Here is a 21,418-nt window from a genome sequence, read left to right as displayed (position 1 = left end):
TATCCTGGTACAAATCTATTTACATTTCCATCAGATCAACTTTCTCCTTCATATCTGCATAATTACGCTGCTTTCTACAAAGCATCTTTTCGCCATTTCACAAATAATTACTCGCCAAGCTTAAAAATTCTTGTTGTATATCTTTCTGTAGATATTGGCTAAAATCGATATATTTTTGAGCTAATCTAATCCCTGTAGCATAATCATGATGCCTGAAATAATTAAGATTTTCAGCTCGCATAAAGCGAGTATTTAAAGCGTATTTTTTTTAATATAACACTCACCTGATCTTTATTCATGTAGCCAACTTGGCTGAACACTAATTCGCCGCTTGCATCAATTATCAACAATAATGGAATTGCATTTACCCCATATTGTCTTGCCAACTCTGTTCTTTTGACTAGGTCTACCATTAAAGGAATATAGCTCTTAGATATTTTTCTGATCTCTGCATTATTCCAAGATTCCCTTTCCATTTTCTTACAAGGTCCAAACCACGTTGCCCAAAAATCTACCAGAAAAAGTTTATCTGTAGCTATAGCAAGCTTTTGAGCATCATTAAAAGAAGAAGTCTACCCAACCTGAGAAAAAGAATTAACACTAATTATAAAAAATAAAAAAGAAACTATTTTACACATAAACATAATCTTTTGTGGGGAAAATAGAATTATGCCTATCTAATTACAAAAATTTTTACACCTTTATTCGCTTTTTCATTTCTTCTACGATATTATAAGCAGCAGGACATATAAATGTATTCTTTATATTAATACTGGATATCTTATGAAAGTCTTTTCTATCTGTATGAGGATATTCTCTGCAAGCTTTAGGTCTAACATCATATATAGAACAATAATTATCTGCTCCTAAAAAAGTACAAGGTACTTGCTGCAACACATGATCATTATCTTCATCTACTCTTAAATACGTTTCTATAAACTGAGATGGTTTCTGCCTAAAATGCTTAGCAATTCTCTCAATATCTTTATTTGTAAATAAAGGTCCTGTAGTTTTACAGCAATTTGCACAGGCTAAGCAATTTGTACGTTCAAATTCCTCTTCATGCATTACCTGCATTTGAGAGTCTAGATTTTTTGGTGGCTTTTTACGAAGTTTTGTAAAGAACTTTTTATTTTCCTTATGCTTATCTTTGGCCTTTTGGGGGAGATCTTTTAAAATTTCATCCATGAAGCAAAGATATGAAGAAGCAAGACAAAAATAAGCAAGATATAGACGTGTTTGGAAAGGCAATTTTTGCCTATCATCATCATCAAGACGAAACTGATATCATTGTGCATTCCCCAGATTTTGATGATGATATTATTCCGGTATCTGTTCTATTTAGGAATTACGAGGAGATGCCTGCATTAGAGAAGGAAGCACTTAATAAATCTTATGGAAAAGTACTTGATGTTGGATGCGGAGCTGGAAGTCATACCCTCTATCTTCAGCAGCAAAAAGACTTGGATGTAACTGGCATAGATATTTCTAAAGGTGCAATAGAAATTTGTAAATTAAGAGGATGTAAAAATGTAAAAGTGCAGGATTATTTTAATTGGAATGCAGAGAAATATGATACGCTGCTTTTTATGATGAACGGAACCGGAATTATTGAAAAACTTTCTAATCTAGATAGGTTCTTTGAGCATTCCAAAGCCTTAATGACTACAAACGGACAGCTATTAATTGATTCTTCAGACCTCAGTTATTTATTAGATCCTGATGAAGATGGCGGAATATGGGTAGACCCCGATCAAGGTTATTATGGGGAGTTAGAGTTTAGCATAAGCTATAAAGGCGAAACTGCTAATAAGTTCAACTGGCTTTATTTAGATTTTCCCTCCTTAGAACTAGCAGCAAACAAGAATGGCTTTAGTTGTGAATTAATCAAAAAAGGAGATCATTATGATTATCTGGCGAAGCTTAAAGTACTATAACCCTTATTTACCTGAGAATATCACCTAATTGCTTAGATATCTTTATATTTATAGTTTTAAAATTGATTATTCAAAAGTTCTAAAATGAAGTTCCAAAGAATATTTTCCATAGCCCTTCTCTTCTTATTTATAATTGGTTGTTCTAAAGATGATCCTGGTACCAATTCTAATGGTGTTCCAAAAATAGATAAAAGCGCAAATTTAAAAGCTCTTGGAAGCTCTGCGAATGATCTTTTAAGCGATGTTAAATACACCTCTATAAATGTAGAAATTGTTTATGTTACTGGCTATGCTCCAACTTCGGGGACACTAGCAAATCTTAAAGAATTCTTATCTCGAAGAACCCATAAGCCAGATGGTATTAATATAACTACTAGAGCTATTGCTTCTTCTGGAAAAGCCCCTTTTTCTATAGAAGAGATCGCAGCGATAGAATCTGAAAATAGAATTGTATATACTACCGGAGATGAAATTTCTGTATTTATTTACATCGCAGATGGAAGTAAAGAGGGAGATGATAATAATAAAGTGGTACTAGGTTCTGCCTTTAGAAATACCTCTTTAGTGATCTTCGGAAAAACAGTACAAAACATATCAGACAGAACAAATGCTCCAGATAAAACCAGTGTAGAAAGCACTACTTTCAATCATGAATTTGGACATTTATTCGGTTTAGTAGATAAGGGAAGCCCGATGCAGGTTGCACATGAAGACAGTAACAACCCAGCACATTGTAATATAGCCGGATGTCTAATGAGTGCTAATGCCCAATTTGGTGGTAGCTTAACAGATTTTATTGACGGCAACAATATCCCGAGACTAGAAGATCTTTGTGCACAAGATCTAATAGCCAATGGAGGTAAATAAATTAAATTGAAATAAAAAAGGGTTCCTGATTTAGGAACCCTTTTTTATTTAAACTATATTATTAGTAGACTTTTTCACCATTTATATAAGTCTGCAACACTTCAATATTTGGAATTTCATCCTCGTTCACTTTCATAATATCTTTATCCAAAATAACGAAGTCTGCAAATTTACCTACTTCTATACTCCCTTTTTCATCTTCTTCAAAATTGCTATAAGCTGCCCAGATAGTCATTCCTCTCAAGGTTTGTTCTCTAGATAGTGCTTCTTCTACTCTATAACCGCCTTCTGGAAATTGCTGTAGATCTTTTCTAGCAACTGCAGCATAAAATGTATAGAATGGACTAACTTCTTCTACAGGAAAATCTGTTCCTAGTGAAACTATTCCCGCCACGTCTAATAATTTTTTAAAGGCATAAGCTCCCTTAATTCTTTTAGCTCCAAGTCTATCTTCCGCCCAATACATATCACTGGTAGCATGTGTAGGTTGCACAGAAGGAATGATATTCTTGCTAAAATATTTAAAATCTATAGAGTCTATTACCTGAGCATGTTCTACTCTCCATCTCCTGTTGGGATCTGATTTTAAAAGTGAATCGTAGGTTTTTAACACCAAGCCATTTGCAGAATCTCCAATTGCATGTGTATTCATTTGAAATTTGGAGTTAGCAATCCTAATTGCTGTTTCTTTAAAGTCTTTAACTGGAGAAAGGAGAGCTCCAAAATGATCATGCTTATCTGAATATTCTTTTTTTAATGCGGCTCCTCGAGATCCTAATGCTCCATCTCCATAGAACTTTACAGATCTAACGTTTAATCTATCCGTTTTTAAAAGATCTTTATCTAAGTAGTAATCTAGATTTTCGGGAGTATTAGAGATCATTGCATAAACTCTCATTTTAAGAGTTCCTGCCTGCTGCAAACTATCTATAAGTTCTATTGTACTTCTATCTAATCCTGCATCGTCTACGGTGGTAAGACCATAACTAAAGCAGATCTTTTGAGCTTCTAATAAAGCGGCAATATTTTCTTGGGTTGTTGGTTCTAGCTGTGCCTTTTGAACCAAATCCATAGGGTTATCTATAAGTATTCCTGTTAGCTTTCCATCTTTCATCTCTATCTCACCACCAGATGTTTTTGTAGAAGCAGTAATATTGGCTTTATCTAAGGCCGCCTGATTAGCAAGTAAGGCGTGCCCATCTATTCTTGTTATCGCAATTGGAGTATCAGGAAATAAAATATCTAAGGTATCTTTAGTTGGAAATTCTTTGATATCCCAATCGTTTTGATCCCAGCCTCTTCCGGTAATGAAATCTAAATTTCTTTCTTTCTGAAAATCTACAATTTTCTGCACCACTTCAGAGAAGCTCTTAGTCCCTGTAAGATCTACTTTTTGTTGTTGTAGTCCCAATCTATAAAAATGGGTATGGGCATCTATAAAACCGGGAAAAACTGCTTTTCCATTTACATTAAGCTCTTGCTTAAAATCATATTTATCCTTTAAGCTTTCAGCAGACCCTATTTCTAAGAACTTCCCGTCTTTTACAGCAAAGGCTTCGGCAGCGCTAAATGAAGAATCTACGGTATATACATCAGCATTAAAAACTAAAAGATCTGCGGTTGTTTTTTTAGAAGAATCACATGAAAATATCAGCAAGGATAAACCAAGGACCGGTAGTATTTTTTTAAACATAGAATTTAAATTTTTATAAAAATAGAAAATGCGCCTGTAACATACAGACGCATTTGATAATAATTTATAATTATTGAGCTTATCTATAATCCTACAGCTTCTATAATAGCACTTCTAATACTTGGATTGGCTGCTGCAGCTAGAGCGATAGAAACCACAAGACCTATCATAGCATAAGCAAAATCTTTAAAGATCATCTTACCGGCTTTTTTACGATGTTTCTTACCTTTCTTATTCCTAGCCAAACTTATTGCGATTTCTCTACCTCCAATTATCCCCAGGAATACCCAAGTTGTACTCATAGGAACGGTACTAATAAATAATTTATATATAAGAAGTATCACATAGGTTAGATCTACCAGCGTTGCTGCTCGAATATCTGAGATTCTAGTTTTATCACTTACAACTTTTTGAATTTTATCTCCTCTTAGATAGAACAATAACCCAAGACCTAAAAATATCACTAATGCAAATATTATAAATTGAAATAAGGTTTGTTGCCTTGGTAAGAATACGGCTATATTAGCTCCATCTTGCATTACCCAAACCCCCCATAAGGTACCACTTACTAACCATTGAACAACCGTCCAGCTATTATGAAATTTTCTACTTTTAAAGAACTTTCTAATTACATTGTATGAAAGATACCACACTAAAAAGGAGAGTATAAAGGCTAAAATATAACCCGTCCAACTCTTCCAAATTACAGATGTAATACCAGAAGTATCTGCGCTAAATACACTTAATATTAAGAATGTAGTAGATACCGGCATTCTCAATCTGGTTAAGATTAATAACACCAAAGGAGCTATTATCTGAAAGAAACTAAAGTTTTGTGGATGCGGATAATTTGTAGATCCATCTGCTTTGAGTAATCTTTGGTACGTTACGTCACCGTCAAAATAATACCAACTCCAGGCTACGGTTACCAAAAATATACCCCCTATATAGAGCCATAGAACCCACCATCTTTGATTCTTATTACTCTCAATAAAAGTTCCTAATGATTGAATACTATCATTGGCTACAGTAGCATATGCTGCGAAGAAAAACCCTAACCACATTGCTGCCTGGCTATTCCCGGTGAATATACCGGCAAGAACAATTCCAACTATAACAATTGCTAGAAAGGTCTTTTCCTGAACCATAAAGTCCAGAATATTAAGATAGGGCTTAGACCTGTCACTGCGTTTAAATTTTGCCATTTACTAAGTTATAAAGAGTATTGGGTTAAAATAAAATTTACAATTCTATAATTAAATTCAATTTGCAATATTAAACCATATTCAACATTAAATAATTGTTTTGCATGTTGTTTTATTGTTAAGAAAACATTCGAGATTTCAAGGTATAATAACCTGAAAGCAAAATAATTAAAATTTTTTTAAAACGAATTAGATGCAAAATCTAATATTTAAAATCTTGATCAACCTAAGATTTAAGCACAAAAAAAGGCTACCTATTTCAGGTAGCCTTTTGTAAAGAAATATCTTAGTTTAATTCCAATCAAATTTATATGTTGCACCTGCCATCACTTGTATTCCCTGCACAGGAAAATTAGACCATTTGTTATAATTGTCTCCAAGCAAATTATTCCCTTTAGCGAATATCGACAGTTGATCATTAAATCTATATCCTAGATTAGCATTAAGATCTACATAAGGATCTAGAGTAACGGTTCTAAAATTATTTCCATCTGCAGGAGCAAAATAAATTTCTCTATCTTTTCTTTCCCCTACAAAGAACATATTAGCACCGGCAAACCATTTCTTGGTAATTTGATAGTCGGCTAAAATAGATGCTTTATAATCTGGTAAATTCCATGCTTCTGCTTCAAATTCTCCATTATAACTAAAGTAAGTAGCGTTTAACCCTAATTTAAAACTAGAATTTACATCTACACTAATTTCTCCAAAACCAGAAAACGTTTTTAGATCATCATACACTACTCCAAAAGAGTTCCCATTTGCATATCCCTCTTTATTAGTAGTAACTTCATAATTATTACGGTAAAGAGCTCTATTGATCTCAGACATATACCCTCCACGAAGATTATAGGAAATACTGTTTGTGAGTTTACCTTTAGCGCCTACATAACCATCATAAGGTCTATCTGTAGGTCTAATATCTAAGGTTGGGGAGACATAAGGGTTTTCTTGAGCAAAATTATAGTAGGTATTTTGATTTAGTCCACCTTCTAAACCTGCGTAAGCAATGAACATGTCTCCATATACTCTATAACTAGCGGTTACTTGCGGATATATATATACGCTATTATCACTATTCTCTGCATCAAGTCCATAAACAAAAGACGCTCCCAAATTCAAAGTAAGATCGTCTCTTAAGATCACCAAACTAGGAGTAACCCCAAAGTTCATCCATGTATAATCTTTAGAGTTAAGATCTCGATATCCATTTTGAAAACTTCCATTTAAAACATCTGCAGAGATCTTAGTATTTATTAATTCATCTGCAATACTCAATTCAAAATTTGCATCTGCTTTAAAATTATGTTCTGTAGAACTAAAGTCGTCACCAAAATATCTGTAATTAGCACTCCCCTTCTTAAAGAACGAATCGTACAATTGTAACTCTCCTCCAACACCTGCAGCATAATAATTTTGCTGTGCATCTATACCTCTAATAAGATTATTTGAAAGTCCCAAAGTTTCCGGAACTCCGTACCAATTAAATAATTGATGTTTTAGGTCTAGTTCTGTAGTCCATGAGCTTTTTCTATTTCTAGAATTATAGTTCAAATTTAAATTTGTATTGTAAAAATTATCTTCCAACACCACGTCTTCAATTCCTCCTTGGGAAGAATTATGCGTTAGAAAGATTCCGAAGTTATCACTTCTGCTAACTTCAAAATTAGTATAAAATTCTGCTAAAGCATTAGAATAGGTTCCAAACCCAAGGGTTACATAATTATCGAACAACTTTATTCTTTTTGCTTTCTCTACCTGTGTTGCTCGTCCTTTAGAAGGTGTAAACGTAGAAGCAACAGGCACAGAGAAAATACTATATTTTACAGGTTTTTTATCCAGTTTAACAGAATCTCCCTGCTTAGGAGTTTCTTTAATTTTAAAAGCATCATTTACAGATGGGGTATATGGCTTTACTACAATAACGGTCTCACTTCCTAGAGGTTTATCTTGGGCAAATAATGCGCCGCTACATAAAATTGAAAGTAAAATCAGGCTTCTTTTATATGAAAGAATTTGCATAGAGATTTTCTTATTTGTTAGTTTCAACTGTTATTAATTTTTTGTTTCTACAGATGCATTCGTCTTAGACTCTGCCATCTTAATTCTATTAAGTTCTGTCTGAGCTTCCTTAACAACCTCAGGATAATCCTTGAAATTCTTAATAACATTATCTAAGATATACGTAGCCTGGTAAGAATCTTTTAAGGCATAAAAGTTCTTGGCCATTACTACCAAACCTTTAGCTCCATAGAACTTATATCCAGAATAATCTTTGGCTAATTTCTGTACAGACTCATTAGATGCTTTAAAGTTTCCATCTTTGTTCTTAAAGTAAGCGTCATAGTATAAAGCCTCTGCTGCTAATTCTCCAGATGCTATTTTTATCACCTCTGTATAGGCTGCTTTAGCTTTATTCTCATTACCTGTTTGCATAGCAGAACGTGCAATTATTACGTGAGCATCACTTTTCACATTATTCTCTACTGTACTATTTGCCAACACCTTTTCTGCATACGTAACTGCTAAATTGTAATCTTTCAATTCATAATAAGATTTCATCAGATTGGACTTAGCATAGATCTCATTTTGAGCAAAATCTGCTTCACTTTCTAATCTTTTAAGCAATGGTAAAGCTTGCTTATAATCTCTTTTTTCTAAGTAGATCTGGGATAGTCTTGCTAAAGCTTGCTCAGAAAATTCACTTCTTGGCTTATCAACAACAAATTTATATCTAGCTACTGCTTTCTCCTTTTGATTGTCTCTAAAATAAAGCTGTCCTAAATAGAAACTACTCTTAAGAGAGTTCAATCCATTTGGGAAACTTGCCAAATACTTCTCAAAACCTGTTTTAGCTGCTGCCGTATTATTATTTAGATATTGCTTTTCTGCTGCTTCGAAGGTGGTATTATCAAGATCTGCATCAGAAACTTCAACAAAATCTACATTCTTAACCCAGTTTGCATATTCATCTGTTCTACCAAGATCGATATAGATCAATCTCGCTGTAGAAACCGCCTGCATAGACTCTGGAGTATTAGGAAAATCTGCAACCACTTTTTTAAATCTTTCTAATGCTTTATTAGACTGGTCGGAATTATAATAGATTAAACCTTGCTTTAGCATCGCTTGCGGAACAAATGCACTTCCAGGCAAATCTCTTATCAATCTATTGTAAGCTTCTATAGCCTGAGAAGTATTTTCCATAGCTACGTATGTATTTCCTAATTCATACAAAGCATCATCGCGGTAAGAAGAGCGAGGGTATTTATTCATAAACCCGCTTAGATCCTGAATTTTACTATCATTTCTATTAACAAATCCGTAGCTAATTGCTTTTTGGTAGGCAGCGTAGTCCTGATTGCCAACATTCATTTCTAAAGCTGCATTGTATGCATCCATTGCAGGCCAGTATTTACTTGTAACAAAATAAGTATCGCCCAATCTTGTAAGTGCATCATTTTTTCGTGCCTTATCTGCAGCAGATGAATTAGAGAATCTCTTAAAATAATCTATAGCACTATCATATTCTTTCTGCTTAAAATAGCTATATGCAATGTTATAATCGATATTCTCCATTTCTGAAGTTCCCTTTGCACCGCTCATTCCTGCAAATTCCTTATAGCCCACTAAGGCCTCTCTCATTCTATTCAAATTAAAATCTGATTCTGCTTTCCAGAAAGTTGCTTTAGCTGTAATTACAGCATCTCTTCTTTCTGAAAGCGACTTATCAAAATTCTTACTTGCTTCTTCGTACTTTCCATTTTCATAAAGTTCCAGTCCGTAGTAATAAGCCACTTTTTGGTAGGCTACCTTATCTGTGAAGTTTCTATTATTCTCTAACAAACTCATAGCTTCTTCATAATTTTTAGAAGTTATAAAAGAGTCTATCAATAAAGTCTCCATCTGATCTTTTACCGGAGAGTTTGGATATTTTTCTAAATAAGTAAGCAGTACTCGAGAAGGACTCTCATAACTATTTCCAATCTCATAACTTAACTTCGCGTAATTAAGCAAGGCATCTTCTTGGATCTTAACATCAAAATTCATCTCACTTGCATTTTTAAATGCATTTAGTGCTTGCTGTTTTTGATCTAGATTTAAATAAGACTGCGCTAAGTGATAGTATGCATTTTGAGCTATAGAGTTATTACCATCTATGATCTTATTAAATTCTGAAATAGCACTTTCAAAATCTCCCTGTTTATAGTAAGCATACCCAAGTTGATAATAATCTGTATTGGTCCATTTACCTTGAAGGCCTTTATATTCTTTTAAATATGGAATTGCTTTTTCATATTCTCCTAAATTGAAATAGCTTTCTCCAATTATCTTATTCAGTTGCGAAATCTCGTTTCTATTGGCAGTTGGCAATTGCTCTAATCCTAGATCTACTGCCTTTTGAAAATTTCCAAGTTTAAAATTCATGTCACTTTGGAAATAAGAAAGATTTTCAGAATATCTGTCATTCCCCTTTACTTCTTCAAAAAGATCATTGGCTTGTTCATAATCATCTCCTTCATAAGCCATATATCCTAAATAATATTTTGCCTGAGCACCATACTCTTTAGAATCACGTACTCTTTGTAGGTAGATTTGAGCTTCATCAAACTGCTTAGACTGGAAGTAAGCATAACCATTATTAAAGTTATAGCGTTCCTTATCTTTTCGATTCATTCCCTTCTCCTCTACTTTATCATACCATCTTCTGGCAAGAGAATATTTTCCTGTTTCAAAATAATAATCTGCAACATCTAAAAATGCAGAATTTCGTTTGGTACTGGTTGGATATCTTTCTACAAATTCTTGCATAAGATCGTCTGCACCGGGTTGCCCTAATCTTACTGCTGCATTTGCAATGTAGTAAGCACAATCAGACTTTATTTTTTCATCTTCAGTTTCATCTTTAACCTCATCAAAGATATTTTGAGCGGCTAAATATTGCTTATTATTATACAATTCCAAAGCGCGATTATATGCTACCAGATTATTGGTATAGATCGCTGTTTGCTGAGCAAAAATGGAATTAATGGAAAGAAGAAAAACAACTAATAGAGAAGCTTTACGTTGTGTCATTAAATAATTTTTAGGTTGATGAATCAAAGATAATTTAAACACTCATTTAATAACGTAAGTATACTGTGATAATTATGTTAATGTAAAAAAAAGTGCAAATCCATACTATTCAATATAATTATATAACATGGAAAGAAGCATCCAAATCAATTGGTGTACCATTAATAAAAAGAACTATTAAAAACTTCGGAAAACTGTATATTTACCCATAATTTTAACCTTCAGAATCTGAAACCTTATTTTTTATGTCGCAAACTGTTCTAGAATTAAATAATGCTGCTATCTACCAGCGCGAAAATCTTATTTTATCTGAAGTTGATGTAAAGATCAATAAAGGAGACTTTGTGTATCTTATTGGTAAAACCGGTACAGGAAAGAGTAGTTTCATGAAAACATTATATGGAGATCTCCCTTTAACAGAAGGTGAAGGAACTATTGTAGATTACAACCTTAGAACACTTAAAGAGAAGGACATTCCATTTCTAAGAAGAAAATTAGGAGTGGTATTTCAAGATTTTAAATTATTAAATGATAGAAATATCAGAGAGAATTTAATGTTCGTTCTTAAAGCTACAGGTTGGAAAGACAAAGCTTCTATGGACAGAAAGATAGATGAAGTACTGGATAAGGTTGGTATGAAAACTAAAGGTTTTAAATTTCCTTACCAACTTTCTGGTGGAGAGCAGCAACGTATTGCTATTGCAAGAGCTCTATTGAATGATCCTGAATTGATACTAGCAGATGAGCCTACCGGAAATTTAGATCCTCAAACTTCTGTGGAAGTAATGGAAGTTTTACAAGAAATTAGCAAAAACGGAAATACCATTTTAATGGCCACGCATGATTATGCGTTATTGCTTAAATATCCTTCAAAAACATTAAAATGTGATGGAGAGCGTGTTTTTGAAGTTGTACAAAAATCTATTTAATATTGATCTAGAGATTAACCTCTCGACTCCGCTCGGGGAGACATTTATTTTATGAATTTTCATCAAGCTGAATTTGATTTAGCTTCTTTTATTATTCCAGATGCTGAAATAAATGCAGGATAAGGATTCTTCAAAAACTTTTTTTTGCAACCATTAATATCTGAAAAAGCTATGTATTTCCTTTATATCATTTCAAAGGAGCCTTTTAGCGATTGAGAAATCTCACAGTATAATTAATCATTCTTTTAGATGTAATCCCTTATTTATTGGAAAGATAAAAGCATGAATTAAATTAAGAAAGTAACGATTCGTTTTTAATCAAGATCTCAATTTAACTGAAACATTCTTAACTAGAACCTGAAATAAATTCAGGATGACATAATTTGAAATAACTATGTTCAGTTATCCGCTTAGAAAAATTATAAAAACAAAAAATCCCGATCTGAAAAGATCGGGATTTTTTTATAGTAATTGGATCAAATTAATTGATCTTATTTCTCTTACGTTCATTTTCGGTAAGATAGATCTTACGTAAACGAATATGATGAGGAGTAACCTCTACATACTCATCTTTCTGAATGTATTCTAAAGCTTCTTCTAAAGAGAATTTAATTGCCGGAACAATTTTCGCTTTATCATCTGCTCCAGAAGAACGTACGTTAGACATTTTTTTAGTTTTGGTAATATTCACAGCCATATCATCTTGACGAGAATTCTCTCCAATAACCTGACCTTCATAAATATCTTCTCCCGGATCAACGAAGAACTTTCCTCTATCTTGTAACTTATCTATAGAATAAGGAATCGCTTTTCCTCTTTCCATAGAAACTAAAGAACCATTCTGACGTTCTGGGATACCACCTTTTAACGGTTGGTATTCTTTAAAACGGTGAGACATGATAGCTTCTCCTGCAGTTGCAGTAAGCAAGTTATTTCTTAAACCAATAATTCCACGAGATGGGATCATGAATTGGATAGTCATACGGTCACCTTTAGCTTCCATACTCGTCATCTCTCCTTTTCTCATAGAAACCATTTCCACAGCTTTCCCAGAAACCACTTCCGGAAGATCTATAGTCATTTCTTCTACCGGCTCACATTTAACACCATCTATTTCCTTGATAATTACCTGTGGCTGACCGATCTGAAGCTCATAACCTTCTCTTCTCATTGTTTCAATAAGAACAGATAAATGAAGTACACCACGACCAAATACCATGAATTTATCTGCACTATCTGTAGCTTCCACTTTAAGCGCAAGGTTCTTTTCAAGTTCTTTAGCTAAACGCTCTCTAATATGTCTAGAAGTAACAAATTTACCATCCTGACCAAAGAAAGGAGAATCGTTAATCGTGAAAAGCATACTCATGGTAGGCTCATCAATAGCGATAGTCTTTAATCCCTCTGGATTTTCAAGATCTGCAACGGTATCGCCAATTTCAAATCCTTCAAGACCTACGATCGCACAGATATCACCTGCTTCAACTTCATCAATCTTTCTTCTTCCTAAACCTTCAAAAGTATGAAGTTCCTTGATCTTGGTTTTCTTGATGCTTCCATCACGCTTCACCAAAGAAACCTGCATTCCTTCTTTTAATTTTCCTCTTTGTAATCTTCCAATTGCAATTCGTCCTGTAAAAGATGAAAAATCTAAAGAAGTGATCAACATTTGAGTTGTTCCTTCTTCAATTACTGGAGATTTAATATGTTCTAGAACCATATCTAATAATGGCTCGATATTTTCAGTTTGGTTTCTCCAATCGTCACTCATCCAGTTATTCTTAGCTGAACCGTAAACGGTTGGGAAATCTAGTTGCCATTCTTCTGCTCCTAATTCGAACATAAGATCAAAAACCTTCTCATGAACTTCTTCTGGAGTACAGTTTTCTTTATCAACTTTATTTACAACAACACATGGTTTTAACCCAAGGTCGATCGCTTTTTGTAATACGAAACGAGTTTGAGGCATAGGTCCCTCAAAAGCATCTACTAAAAGTAAAACTCCGTCTGCCATGTTCAACACTCGCTCTACCTCTCCACCAAAATCGGCGTGACCAGGAGTATCGATGATATTGATCTTTGTGTCTTTGTAAACTACAGAAACGTTCTTAGAGGTAATTGTAATTCCTCGTTCTCTCTCAAGATCGTTGTTATCTAAAATTAGATCACCTGTATTTTCGTTTTCACGGAAAAGTTGGCAATGGTACATAATTTTATCAACCAAGGTAGTTTTACCGTGGTCAACGTGTGCAATAATTGCAATGTTTTTAATAGCTGTCATATAAACGCCTCATTTTTAAGGCTGCAAAGGTACGTTTTATTTTATGAAATTTACTATAAGCAAGAGTCTATATAAATTAAGTTTTTATCTTTTATTTCGAAAAGCTTTAAAATGTTTAACTCACAGACAATTATTCAATTAGCATCAAGACATAAAAAATTGGAAGTATTAAATAGAAAATCACATCTAATAATTAGCCATGAATCCTATTGAACCTAAATATTATAAAGGATTACATTTTCCGATATATTTTAATATTTTTCTTTAAACCTTCAACCATTATCTTAATTCTGGTATCAGAAACAGATTCATGAAAATCTACCTCATGATCACCACAATCAGCACTAGCAAAACGCCATAACCATAATTTATGTTTCACAGATGATTCTTTCATACTCTGAAATGTATAAAATCTAGTTAAACATCATTTCTAACAAAACCCTTAAATATCAAAAGATAAGATCAATACTAATATAAACTATTAGAAGATCAATTAGATTTTCCCACTCTTAAAAATGGCATGGAGGAAAACCTGTATTTATATGCATTGTAAACGCTTTTAATTTCTGTTATCTTTGTTCTTAAAATACTTTATATGAAACTTGAAAAGATTCCACAGATAAAACATCTTAATGCCAACAACTTTTTTCTACTTGCAGGACCATGTGCTATTGAAGGGGAAGCAATGGCTTTAAGAATTGCAGAAAAGATCCTTTCTATTACAGATAAACTAGAGATCCCTTTTATTTTTAAAGGCTCCTTTAAAAAAGCAAATCGTAGTCGTATTGATAGTTTTACTGGAATTGGTGATGAGAAGGCATTAAAGATCTTAAGAAAGGTTTCTGAAACTTTCAAAGTTCCATCAGTAACAGATATTCATGAAATAAGCGATGCCGCTCTTGCGGCAGAATATGTAGATGTATTACAAATACCTGCATTCTTGGTACGCCAAACAGATCTTGTTGTGGCTGCAGCAGAAACCGGTAAGGTGGTAAACCTAAAGAAAGGTCAGTTTATGAGTCCGGAGAGCATGAAGCATGCTGTTACCAAGGTTACAGATTGCAATAATGAGCAAGTTATGATCACAGATAGAGGTACTATGTTTGGATATCAGGATATGATCGTAGATTTTAGAGGTATTCCTACAATGCGCCAATATGCACCTACAGTATTAGATGTAACCCATTCTTTACAACAACCAAATCAAAGCAGTGGCGTAACTGGTGGAAGACCAGATATGATAGAGACTATTGCGAGAGCTGGAATAGTGAACAACGTAGATGGTTTGTTTATAGAAACTCACTTTGATCCTGCAAATGCAAAAAGTGACGGAGCCAATATGCTGGATCTGCAATATTTAGAAAAGTTATTAACTAATCTGGTAGCCATCAGAAAAACAGTAAATTCTTTAAAGTAATATTTCAATAATTTCATTTTCAAGATAAAAGCCGGACATAGCGTCGGCTTTTTTTATGCCTTAAATTTAAATATCCTATAAGCTAAAAAAATTCCAAACTACCTCAATTCACTAAACAACAATGCATTAGACAATTATTTTGTTATAGCTTTCTTAAATTTATCTTCAAAAACTTTATGATATTTTAAATTGCGAAGATTGCATATCCCCTCTCAGAGCTCAAAGATTAGCTAACATTAAAATTAACTGCATGGTACAGAACATTACCCTATCTATATTTTCAAAAAAATTCTATATTCTGCTTCTAGCGCTATGCAGCTTTTTTCCGGCTAATGCGCAAGACAGTTTACAACTAAAATTAGGCGGAGCACTTCGCTTTAATTATAATTTATCATCCTGGAAAGACGGACAGAAAAAACGCGGAGGAGATCTGGGTTTTGATGTGTTTAGAATAAATGCAAAAGCTGCTTATAAAGGAATTTTTCTAAATGCAGAGTATAGATTCTACTCAGAAGGTTTTGGAGGTGGTTTCTTAAAGCAAGGATGGATGGGTTATAATTTTAACGAACAAGATCAAATTCATCTCGGGCTTACCCAAGTTCCATTTGGAATTCAACGATATAATTCTTCCAACTTTTTCCTAAACATAGCCTATTATGCAGGTTTGGAAGATGATTATGATATGGGAGTAAAATATATTCATACAGGAGAAAGTTTTGAATATCAACTTGCCTTCTTTAAAAATGCTGAAGAATTAAGATTTGGGAATAATACTGAAATATCGCCCAATCGATATTCCTATGATATTGCAGGTAGAAATAAAGAGATCAATCAATTCAATGGAAAGTTTATCTATAAGTTTGGGAAAAATGTAAAAAGTAGGCTTGGACTCTCTGCCGAATATGGAAAACTTTATAATCTGGACACGGAAGCTTTAGGAGACCATTCTGCTTTTGCCGCCCATTACGAATTAACTACTGAAAAGTGGAATGCAAAAGCACAATTTATTATAGCAGCGCACCAACCAAAGAATGCTCTTGGAGAATCCCGGGATATAGTAGTAATGGCTGCCTACGGAATTCCTTATGAAGTTGCCGCAGATTTTAATGTTTATACTTTTGGAATTTCAAGAAATGTTCCAGTAGCCTTTGGCCCTATATCTGGTTTACAATTCTACAATGATTTCGGGTTCATGCAAAAGAAAGCTTCAGATTTTGAAGATTCATATACCAATGTTACCGGAGTTATGATTACTGCAGGTAATGTATATACGTATGTAGACTATGCCGCGGGATATAATCACTCTTGGCTGGGTGGAAATTTTGTAGATGATTTCTCCACCGGAAACCCAGATGCAAAATGGGAAGCGAGATTCAATATCAACATAGGCTACTATTTTTAATATTCTAACCAAACTAATTTTACTAATTCACAGAAAACAAATAAACATCAAATAAAACAGAACAATTTATGGCTAAGAAAATTATAAGAAGTGATGAAAGGAAGTCCATATTCGGGTTAGAAGTTAATGGTCCAGTATTTTTTACTTCTGCCATCATTATAATTTTAATTATCACCTTAACCCTACTATATAAAGAAAGAGCAGAACAATACTTTACCTCAATTCAAGATTTTGTTGCAAATAAGGCTGGGTGGTTCTTTATTCTAAGCGTGAACATCTTTTTGATCTTTATGATTTACCTGGCATTTAGCAAGTTTGGTAATATTAGAATTGGAGGACAGTCTGCAAAACCAGAATTTAAAACACTTTCCTGGTTTGCCATGCTTTTTAGCGCAGGAATGGGAATAGGATTATTATTTTGGAGTATATCAGAACCCATATATCATTTCCTCAGTCCGCCAATGGCCCAAGGTGAAACTGCCGAGGCAGCTAAAGAGGCTATGAAATTCACGTTTTTACACTGGGGGTTTCATGCATGGGCTGTCTACGCACTAGTTGGATTATCTTTAGCTTATTTTACCTACTCCCGCGGACTTCCATTGACTATTCGTTCTGTATTCTATCCATTTTTGGGAGATAAGATCTATGGAAAAATTGGAGATGCCATAGATATTTTTGCTGTATTAGCTACTCTTTTTGGATTAGCAACTTCTTTAGGTATGGGTGTTCAACAAATAGCTGCAGGTTTAAATCATCTATTTGATATAGACAGTGGCGTCCAAACTCAAATTCTATTAATTGCAGGAATTACATTAATTGCCACAGTTTCTGTAGTATTAGGTGTAGACAAGGGAGTAAAATTCTTAAGTGAATGGAATATGCGCGTTGCAGTGCTATTCTTACTCCTAGTGGTAGTATTAGGACCAACCATTTTTATCTTTAAATCTTTTATTCAAAATACTGGAAGTTATTTTTCTAGCTTTCTAAACATTGCTAGTTGGACAGAAAGTTACACAGGGACTTCTTGGCAGAATAACTGGACGGTTTTTTATTGGGGATGGTGGATTGCTTGGTCTCCTTTTGTAGGAATGTTCATTGCTAGAATTTCTAAAGGAAGGACGGTAAAAGAATTTATTCTTGGAGTTTTACTTGTACCTTCATTAGTAACATTTTTCTGGATCTCTGCCTTTGGAAGTACTTCTTTACATATGGCTTTACTTGGAGATGACACTATTATAAATGCAGTAAATGATAATGTTGCCACTGCCCTATTTGTATTTATAGAAGATTATCCCTTTTCTTTTGTTTTAAACATAGTTGCGATCATTCTCATAGCAGGATTCTTTGTAACATCTTCAGATTCGGGATCTTTAGTGGTAGACAGTTTAACATCTGGCGGAAAGATAGATGCTCCTGTAGGCCAGCGAGTATTTTGGGCACTTGCTGAAGGAACTGTGGCTGCTGTATTGCTAGTTGGAGGTGGATTACAGGCATTACAAACAGCCTCTATAGTAACAGGACTGCCCTTTGCTTTAATATTAATTGTGATGTGCTATTCCCTATACAAAGGCCTTTCGGAAGATCTAGAAAAATTAAAAAAGAGAGACTCTCAAAAAGAATTAGAGAATTACGAAGAGATTGTTTCTAGCATCGTAAAGAAACGAAATACAAATCAGCAAAATATTCAAAAATAGGTTTCTATGTACAATTTTAAAAACATACTGGTAGCACTAGATTTATCTGACATTGACGATACCCTTATCAATTATGCTTCCTTTCTTGCTGAAACCCTTAAAGTTGACAAAGTTTTCTTTGTTCATAATATCAAGAAATACGAAATATCTGAGTTGTTCCATGAGCAGTTAAAAGATATAAATCTTGATGAGATCATTGGAGATGAGCTCAATGAAAAAGTTGAAGAAAAATTTAGTAATTCCGTAGCATGGGAAGTGCTTATTTCTGAAGATCCGTATACAGAATCTCTTATAAATTATATAGTTAATAAATATAGAATAGATCTAGCAATTATTGGTAATAAAAATAGAAATGGAGGGACTGGAGTTGTAAGCGGTAAGTTGTTACGCATGCTTAAATGTAACATTCTATCCATTCCGAATAATTTTAAACCTGAGATATCTAATATCTGGGCAGGTACCGATTTTTCTCAAGCTTCTAAAAAAGTTTTTCACCTAACAGACAATCTATTAGAATTTACCAAAGCAACCGCAAAAGCTGTTTATGTCTATAATATGCCAGTTCAATTCTCTCCCTATGTACCAAAGGAGAATTTAGATCTTAAAATAGAAAAGCATCTAAAGGAACGTTATTTAAAATTCTGTAAAAAACTTCACTTAAAACATGAGTTAGAATTAGAAATCATACCCGGTAGAGATTCTGGAGTAGCCAAAAAACTGAGTACTAGCGCTAAACATTCTAATGTAGATCTTTTGATTGTTGGAGATAAAGGAGGCAATACTTTTTCTTCCTTACTTATTGGTAGTATAACCGATGAACTCTTTAATCAGGATCTGGAAATAGCCATGTGGATTGCTAAATAGGAGTTAATTAAAAAACTGAAAAGCTGTTATAGATGGATAATAGCTTTTCAGTTTTTTAGATATTCTTATTGAAACTTATAGGTTCTATTTACCATCCAGAAAATCCTGTAGATACTCAAATCTTTCTGTTAAATTTCCATTCTGAGTCATTCTTGCCCGTTCCAAAATACCATTCTTATCACCGTTAAAGAAAGATGGAATCACCTTATCGAGAAACATTTCACCAAAACCTTCACTGGCATCTCGAGGCAATTCACAAGGCAGATTATCTACCGCCATTACCATAATAGCATTCTTATCCTTAAAATCCACCTCTTTTCCGTTTTCAGGATCATATCCATAAAAAGGTTCAGCAATAGTAGAAGGTCTTATAGTACTAGCTATGGGCTCCTTGATATCACAAGATATATCTGCGATAAGTTTAATATTGAAATCTTTAGAAGCGGCCTGTTGCTTATCAAAGAAAACTGGTGCCCCATCACCATAAAAATGACCTGCAATAAACACATCACTTACTTTAGCGAATTTCATAAAATCTGATCTGTACTCTTCTGAGTTTTTATAAAAATGCAAGTTCGTAGTATTTTTATTCTCTTTATGTGCATTGTAATCCAGCACATCTATTAGACAATACACAGGCTCAATAAACTTATCGTTTAGATAATGCTCTGTACTTACCTGCTTAATTTTTAGATGATCTAATATTTCTTTAGCGCCATGTGCAACTTTCCCACTTCCTGTAAGAACGAATTTTAAATTAGGAACTTTAGTTTTTTCTAAAGCTGACAAAAGGGCATTTAGATCTGGTAGATCCTTAGCTTTTGGTAGAATATATAAATTATTTTGGACTCCCAAAGCTCTAAAACAATTATAAGCTCCTACCAATCCTGCGTAGCGACCAAAGCCAATAAGTCTATGTCCGTTCTTTTTCACAACCACTTCATGATCGTAAAGTTCGATATGTTTTGAAACCACTTCTCTTAAAAGGTCCCTATTATAATGCTGCTTTTTGATAGTATGCGAAAAGAAGAAATACTTCTTATCTGGAATTAGATATGGCAATGGAACCTCTTTTACCCCTAGCATTACATCACAATCTGAAACATCTTCTACCACCTCAAATCCTGCATCTCTATACTCCTGATCTGAAAATATTCTGATATCTGAGGCTTCAATCTTAAAACTTGCCTCTGGAAATTTTTGAACTACTTCTTTTAGTTTTTCTGGAGAAAACACCACACGTCTATCCGGTGGAGATTTACGCTCTTTGATCAGGGCAAATTTTATCATATTTTGGTATGGATTTTGTTTTAAACTAGGTCTTCTGTAAAGATATAAATTTAAATCTGTATCTTTGCAGCCGCGTTAGGGATAGCAGTGAAAATCCCATTTTATTTTGAAAAAAAATTGAATGGATTGAAACGATTAGCCCGGCCTGCTTTTTTAAGCAGGAACGCACAAAAGTTCATTATTTTATGGGGTCGACTTGGATTTGACAGCGAGTCTAATTGGATAGTAAGCACGTCGAGCGCTGGGATATAGCTCGTAAATCTCATATTTCACACTTTTTTAAACGGCGAGAATAACTACGCCTTGGCTGCATAATCCGAATTACAGTAGGATTATCTTCATCCCTACAAGGTAGGGAGCCGAGATGCCTCGTGAAAGCCTTGATTTACGGCGTTCACACCAGAGGTATCGATAAAGTAAATATAGGAATTATAGGGTCTTGATGTAATTCTGAAGCTCAAATGAGAATACGTGTAAGGTTGGTGGTTTTCAGCCGGTCTTGCATCGACAATTAAGTGAAAAATAAGCGTGTAGAAAGCTATGTTAATTGCTTGTTTGGACGAGGGTTCGAAACCCTCCGACTCCACCACATAACCCGGTAAGCACTATGCTTACTGGGTTTTTTATTTTTAGGTGACAATATAGATGACAAATTGTTCTTTCTAAATAGTATTTTTGTATTTAATGTTTATGGGTTAAAAAACAGCAAAACCTGCGCTTATCCCGGAACATTCTTGAATAAATAAGTATATTGCTGTGGATA

General features: G+C 34.0%; 15 protein-coding genes, 1 other RNA gene and 1 pseudogene. 8 read left to right on the top strand and 9 right to left on the bottom strand.

Annotated elements, in window-relative coordinates; translation table 11 throughout:
• Positions 1–230 precede the first annotated feature (230 nt).
• Both BLT84_RS09110 and BLT84_RS09105 read right to left on the bottom strand, forming a co-directional pair.
• Positions 231–557, bottom strand: a pseudogene (locus BLT84_RS09110) (thioredoxin family protein); the annotation flags it as partial.
• 136 nt (positions 558–693) lie between these two features.
• Positions 694–1,188 carry a YkgJ family cysteine cluster protein gene (locus BLT84_RS09105; protein ID WP_091264786.1) on the bottom strand — a complete coding sequence of 165 codons (495 nt, stop codon included), beginning with the start codon at positions 1,186–1,188 and terminating at the stop codon, positions 694–696.
• 11 nt (positions 1,189–1,199) lie between these two features.
• On the opposite strand from BLT84_RS09105, the gene BLT84_RS09100 reads away from it, so the two are divergent.
• Both BLT84_RS09100 and BLT84_RS09095 read left to right on the top strand, forming a co-directional pair.
• Positions 1,200–1,937: a class I SAM-dependent methyltransferase gene (locus tag BLT84_RS09100; protein WP_091264782.1), complete on the top strand. Its 738-nt coding sequence runs from the start codon at positions 1,200–1,202 to the stop codon at positions 1,935–1,937.
• Positions 1,938–2,021: 84 nt separating this feature from the next.
• Positions 2,022–2,804, top strand: coding sequence for a hypothetical protein (locus BLT84_RS09095; RefSeq protein WP_091264778.1), 783 nt, complete (start codon positions 2,022–2,024; stop codon positions 2,802–2,804).
• A 61-nt stretch (positions 2,805–2,865) separates the two neighbouring features.
• Here BLT84_RS09095 and BLT84_RS09090 read toward each other — a convergent pair whose 3' ends face one another.
• The 4 genes from BLT84_RS09090 to BLT84_RS09075 all read right to left on the bottom strand — a co-directional run bounded on the left by BLT84_RS09090 (position 2,866) and on the right by BLT84_RS09075 (position 10,778).
• On the bottom strand, positions 2,866–4,497 hold the full coding sequence (locus BLT84_RS09090; RefSeq protein ID WP_091264775.1) for an amidohydrolase: 1,632 nt from the start codon (positions 4,495–4,497) through the stop codon (positions 2,866–2,868).
• Between the two features lie 83 nt (positions 4,498–4,580).
• Positions 4,581–5,702: a hypothetical protein gene (locus BLT84_RS09085; RefSeq protein WP_091264772.1), complete on the bottom strand. Its 1,122-nt coding sequence runs from the start codon at positions 5,700–5,702 to the stop codon at positions 4,581–4,583.
• A 291-nt stretch (positions 5,703–5,993) separates the two neighbouring features.
• Positions 5,994–7,724, bottom strand: a complete 1,731-nt coding sequence (locus BLT84_RS09080; RefSeq protein ID WP_091264768.1) for a TonB-dependent receptor — start codon at positions 7,722–7,724, stop codon at positions 5,994–5,996.
• A gap of 33 nt (positions 7,725–7,757) precedes the next feature.
• Entirely contained in the window at positions 7,758–10,778 is a 3,021-nt protein-coding gene (locus BLT84_RS09075) for a tetratricopeptide repeat protein (RefSeq protein WP_091264765.1), read from the bottom strand.
• Between the two features lie 245 nt (positions 10,779–11,023).
• On the opposite strand from BLT84_RS09075, the gene BLT84_RS09070 reads away from it, so the two are divergent.
• Positions 11,024–11,707, top strand: a complete 684-nt coding sequence (locus BLT84_RS09070) for a cell division ATP-binding protein FtsE (RefSeq protein ID WP_034890646.1) — start codon at positions 11,024–11,026, stop codon at positions 11,705–11,707.
• A gap of 481 nt (positions 11,708–12,188) precedes the next feature.
• Here BLT84_RS09070 and typA read toward each other — a convergent pair whose 3' ends face one another.
• Positions 12,189–13,988, bottom strand: coding sequence for a translational GTPase TypA (gene typA / locus BLT84_RS09065; RefSeq protein WP_091264760.1), 1,800 nt, complete (start codon positions 13,986–13,988; stop codon positions 12,189–12,191).
• 232 nt (positions 13,989–14,220) lie between these two features.
• On the bottom strand, positions 14,221–14,382 hold the full coding sequence (locus BLT84_RS16080) for a hypothetical protein (protein ID WP_157717924.1): 162 nt from the start codon (positions 14,380–14,382) through the stop codon (positions 14,221–14,223).
• A gap of 201 nt (positions 14,383–14,583) precedes the next feature.
• Between BLT84_RS16080 and kdsA the strand changes: the two genes are divergently transcribed.
• The 4 genes from kdsA (at position 14,584) to BLT84_RS09045 (ending at position 19,365) form a co-directional block, all read left to right on the top strand.
• Positions 14,584–15,405: a 3-deoxy-8-phosphooctulonate synthase gene (gene kdsA / locus BLT84_RS09060; RefSeq protein WP_091264756.1), complete on the top strand. Its 822-nt coding sequence runs from the start codon at positions 14,584–14,586 to the stop codon at positions 15,403–15,405.
• A gap of 250 nt (positions 15,406–15,655) precedes the next feature.
• Positions 15,656–16,807, top strand: coding sequence for a hypothetical protein (locus tag BLT84_RS09055; RefSeq protein ID WP_091264752.1), 1,152 nt, complete (start codon positions 15,656–15,658; stop codon positions 16,805–16,807).
• 68 nt (positions 16,808–16,875) lie between these two features.
• Entirely contained in the window at positions 16,876–18,501 is a 1,626-nt protein-coding gene (locus tag BLT84_RS09050) for a BCCT family transporter (RefSeq protein ID WP_091264749.1), read from the top strand.
• A gap of 6 nt (positions 18,502–18,507) precedes the next feature.
• Positions 18,508–19,365 (top strand): universal stress protein, encoded by an 858-nt coding sequence (locus BLT84_RS09045; protein ID WP_091264745.1) that lies wholly within the window; start codon positions 18,508–18,510, stop codon positions 19,363–19,365.
• Positions 19,366–19,449: 84 nt separating this feature from the next.
• Here the strand turns inward: BLT84_RS09045 and BLT84_RS09040 are convergent, their stop codons facing one another.
• Entirely contained in the window at positions 19,450–20,655 is a 1,206-nt protein-coding gene (locus BLT84_RS09040; RefSeq protein WP_091264742.1) for an NAD(P)-dependent oxidoreductase, read from the bottom strand.
• Positions 20,656–20,842: 187 nt separating this feature from the next.
• On the opposite strand from BLT84_RS09040, the gene ssrA reads away from it, so the two are divergent.
• Positions 20,843–21,244, top strand: a transfer-messenger RNA (tmRNA) gene (ssrA, locus tag BLT84_RS09035).
• Positions 21,245–21,418 lie beyond the last annotated feature (174 nt).

This window comes from Gillisia sp. Hel1_33_143, assembly GCF_900104765.1.
Taxonomy (GTDB): domain Bacteria; phylum Bacteroidota; class Bacteroidia; order Flavobacteriales; family Flavobacteriaceae; genus Gillisia.
The sequence above is the reverse complement of the archived record's forward strand: the minus strand, read 5'-3'. Positions and strand labels throughout refer to the sequence as shown.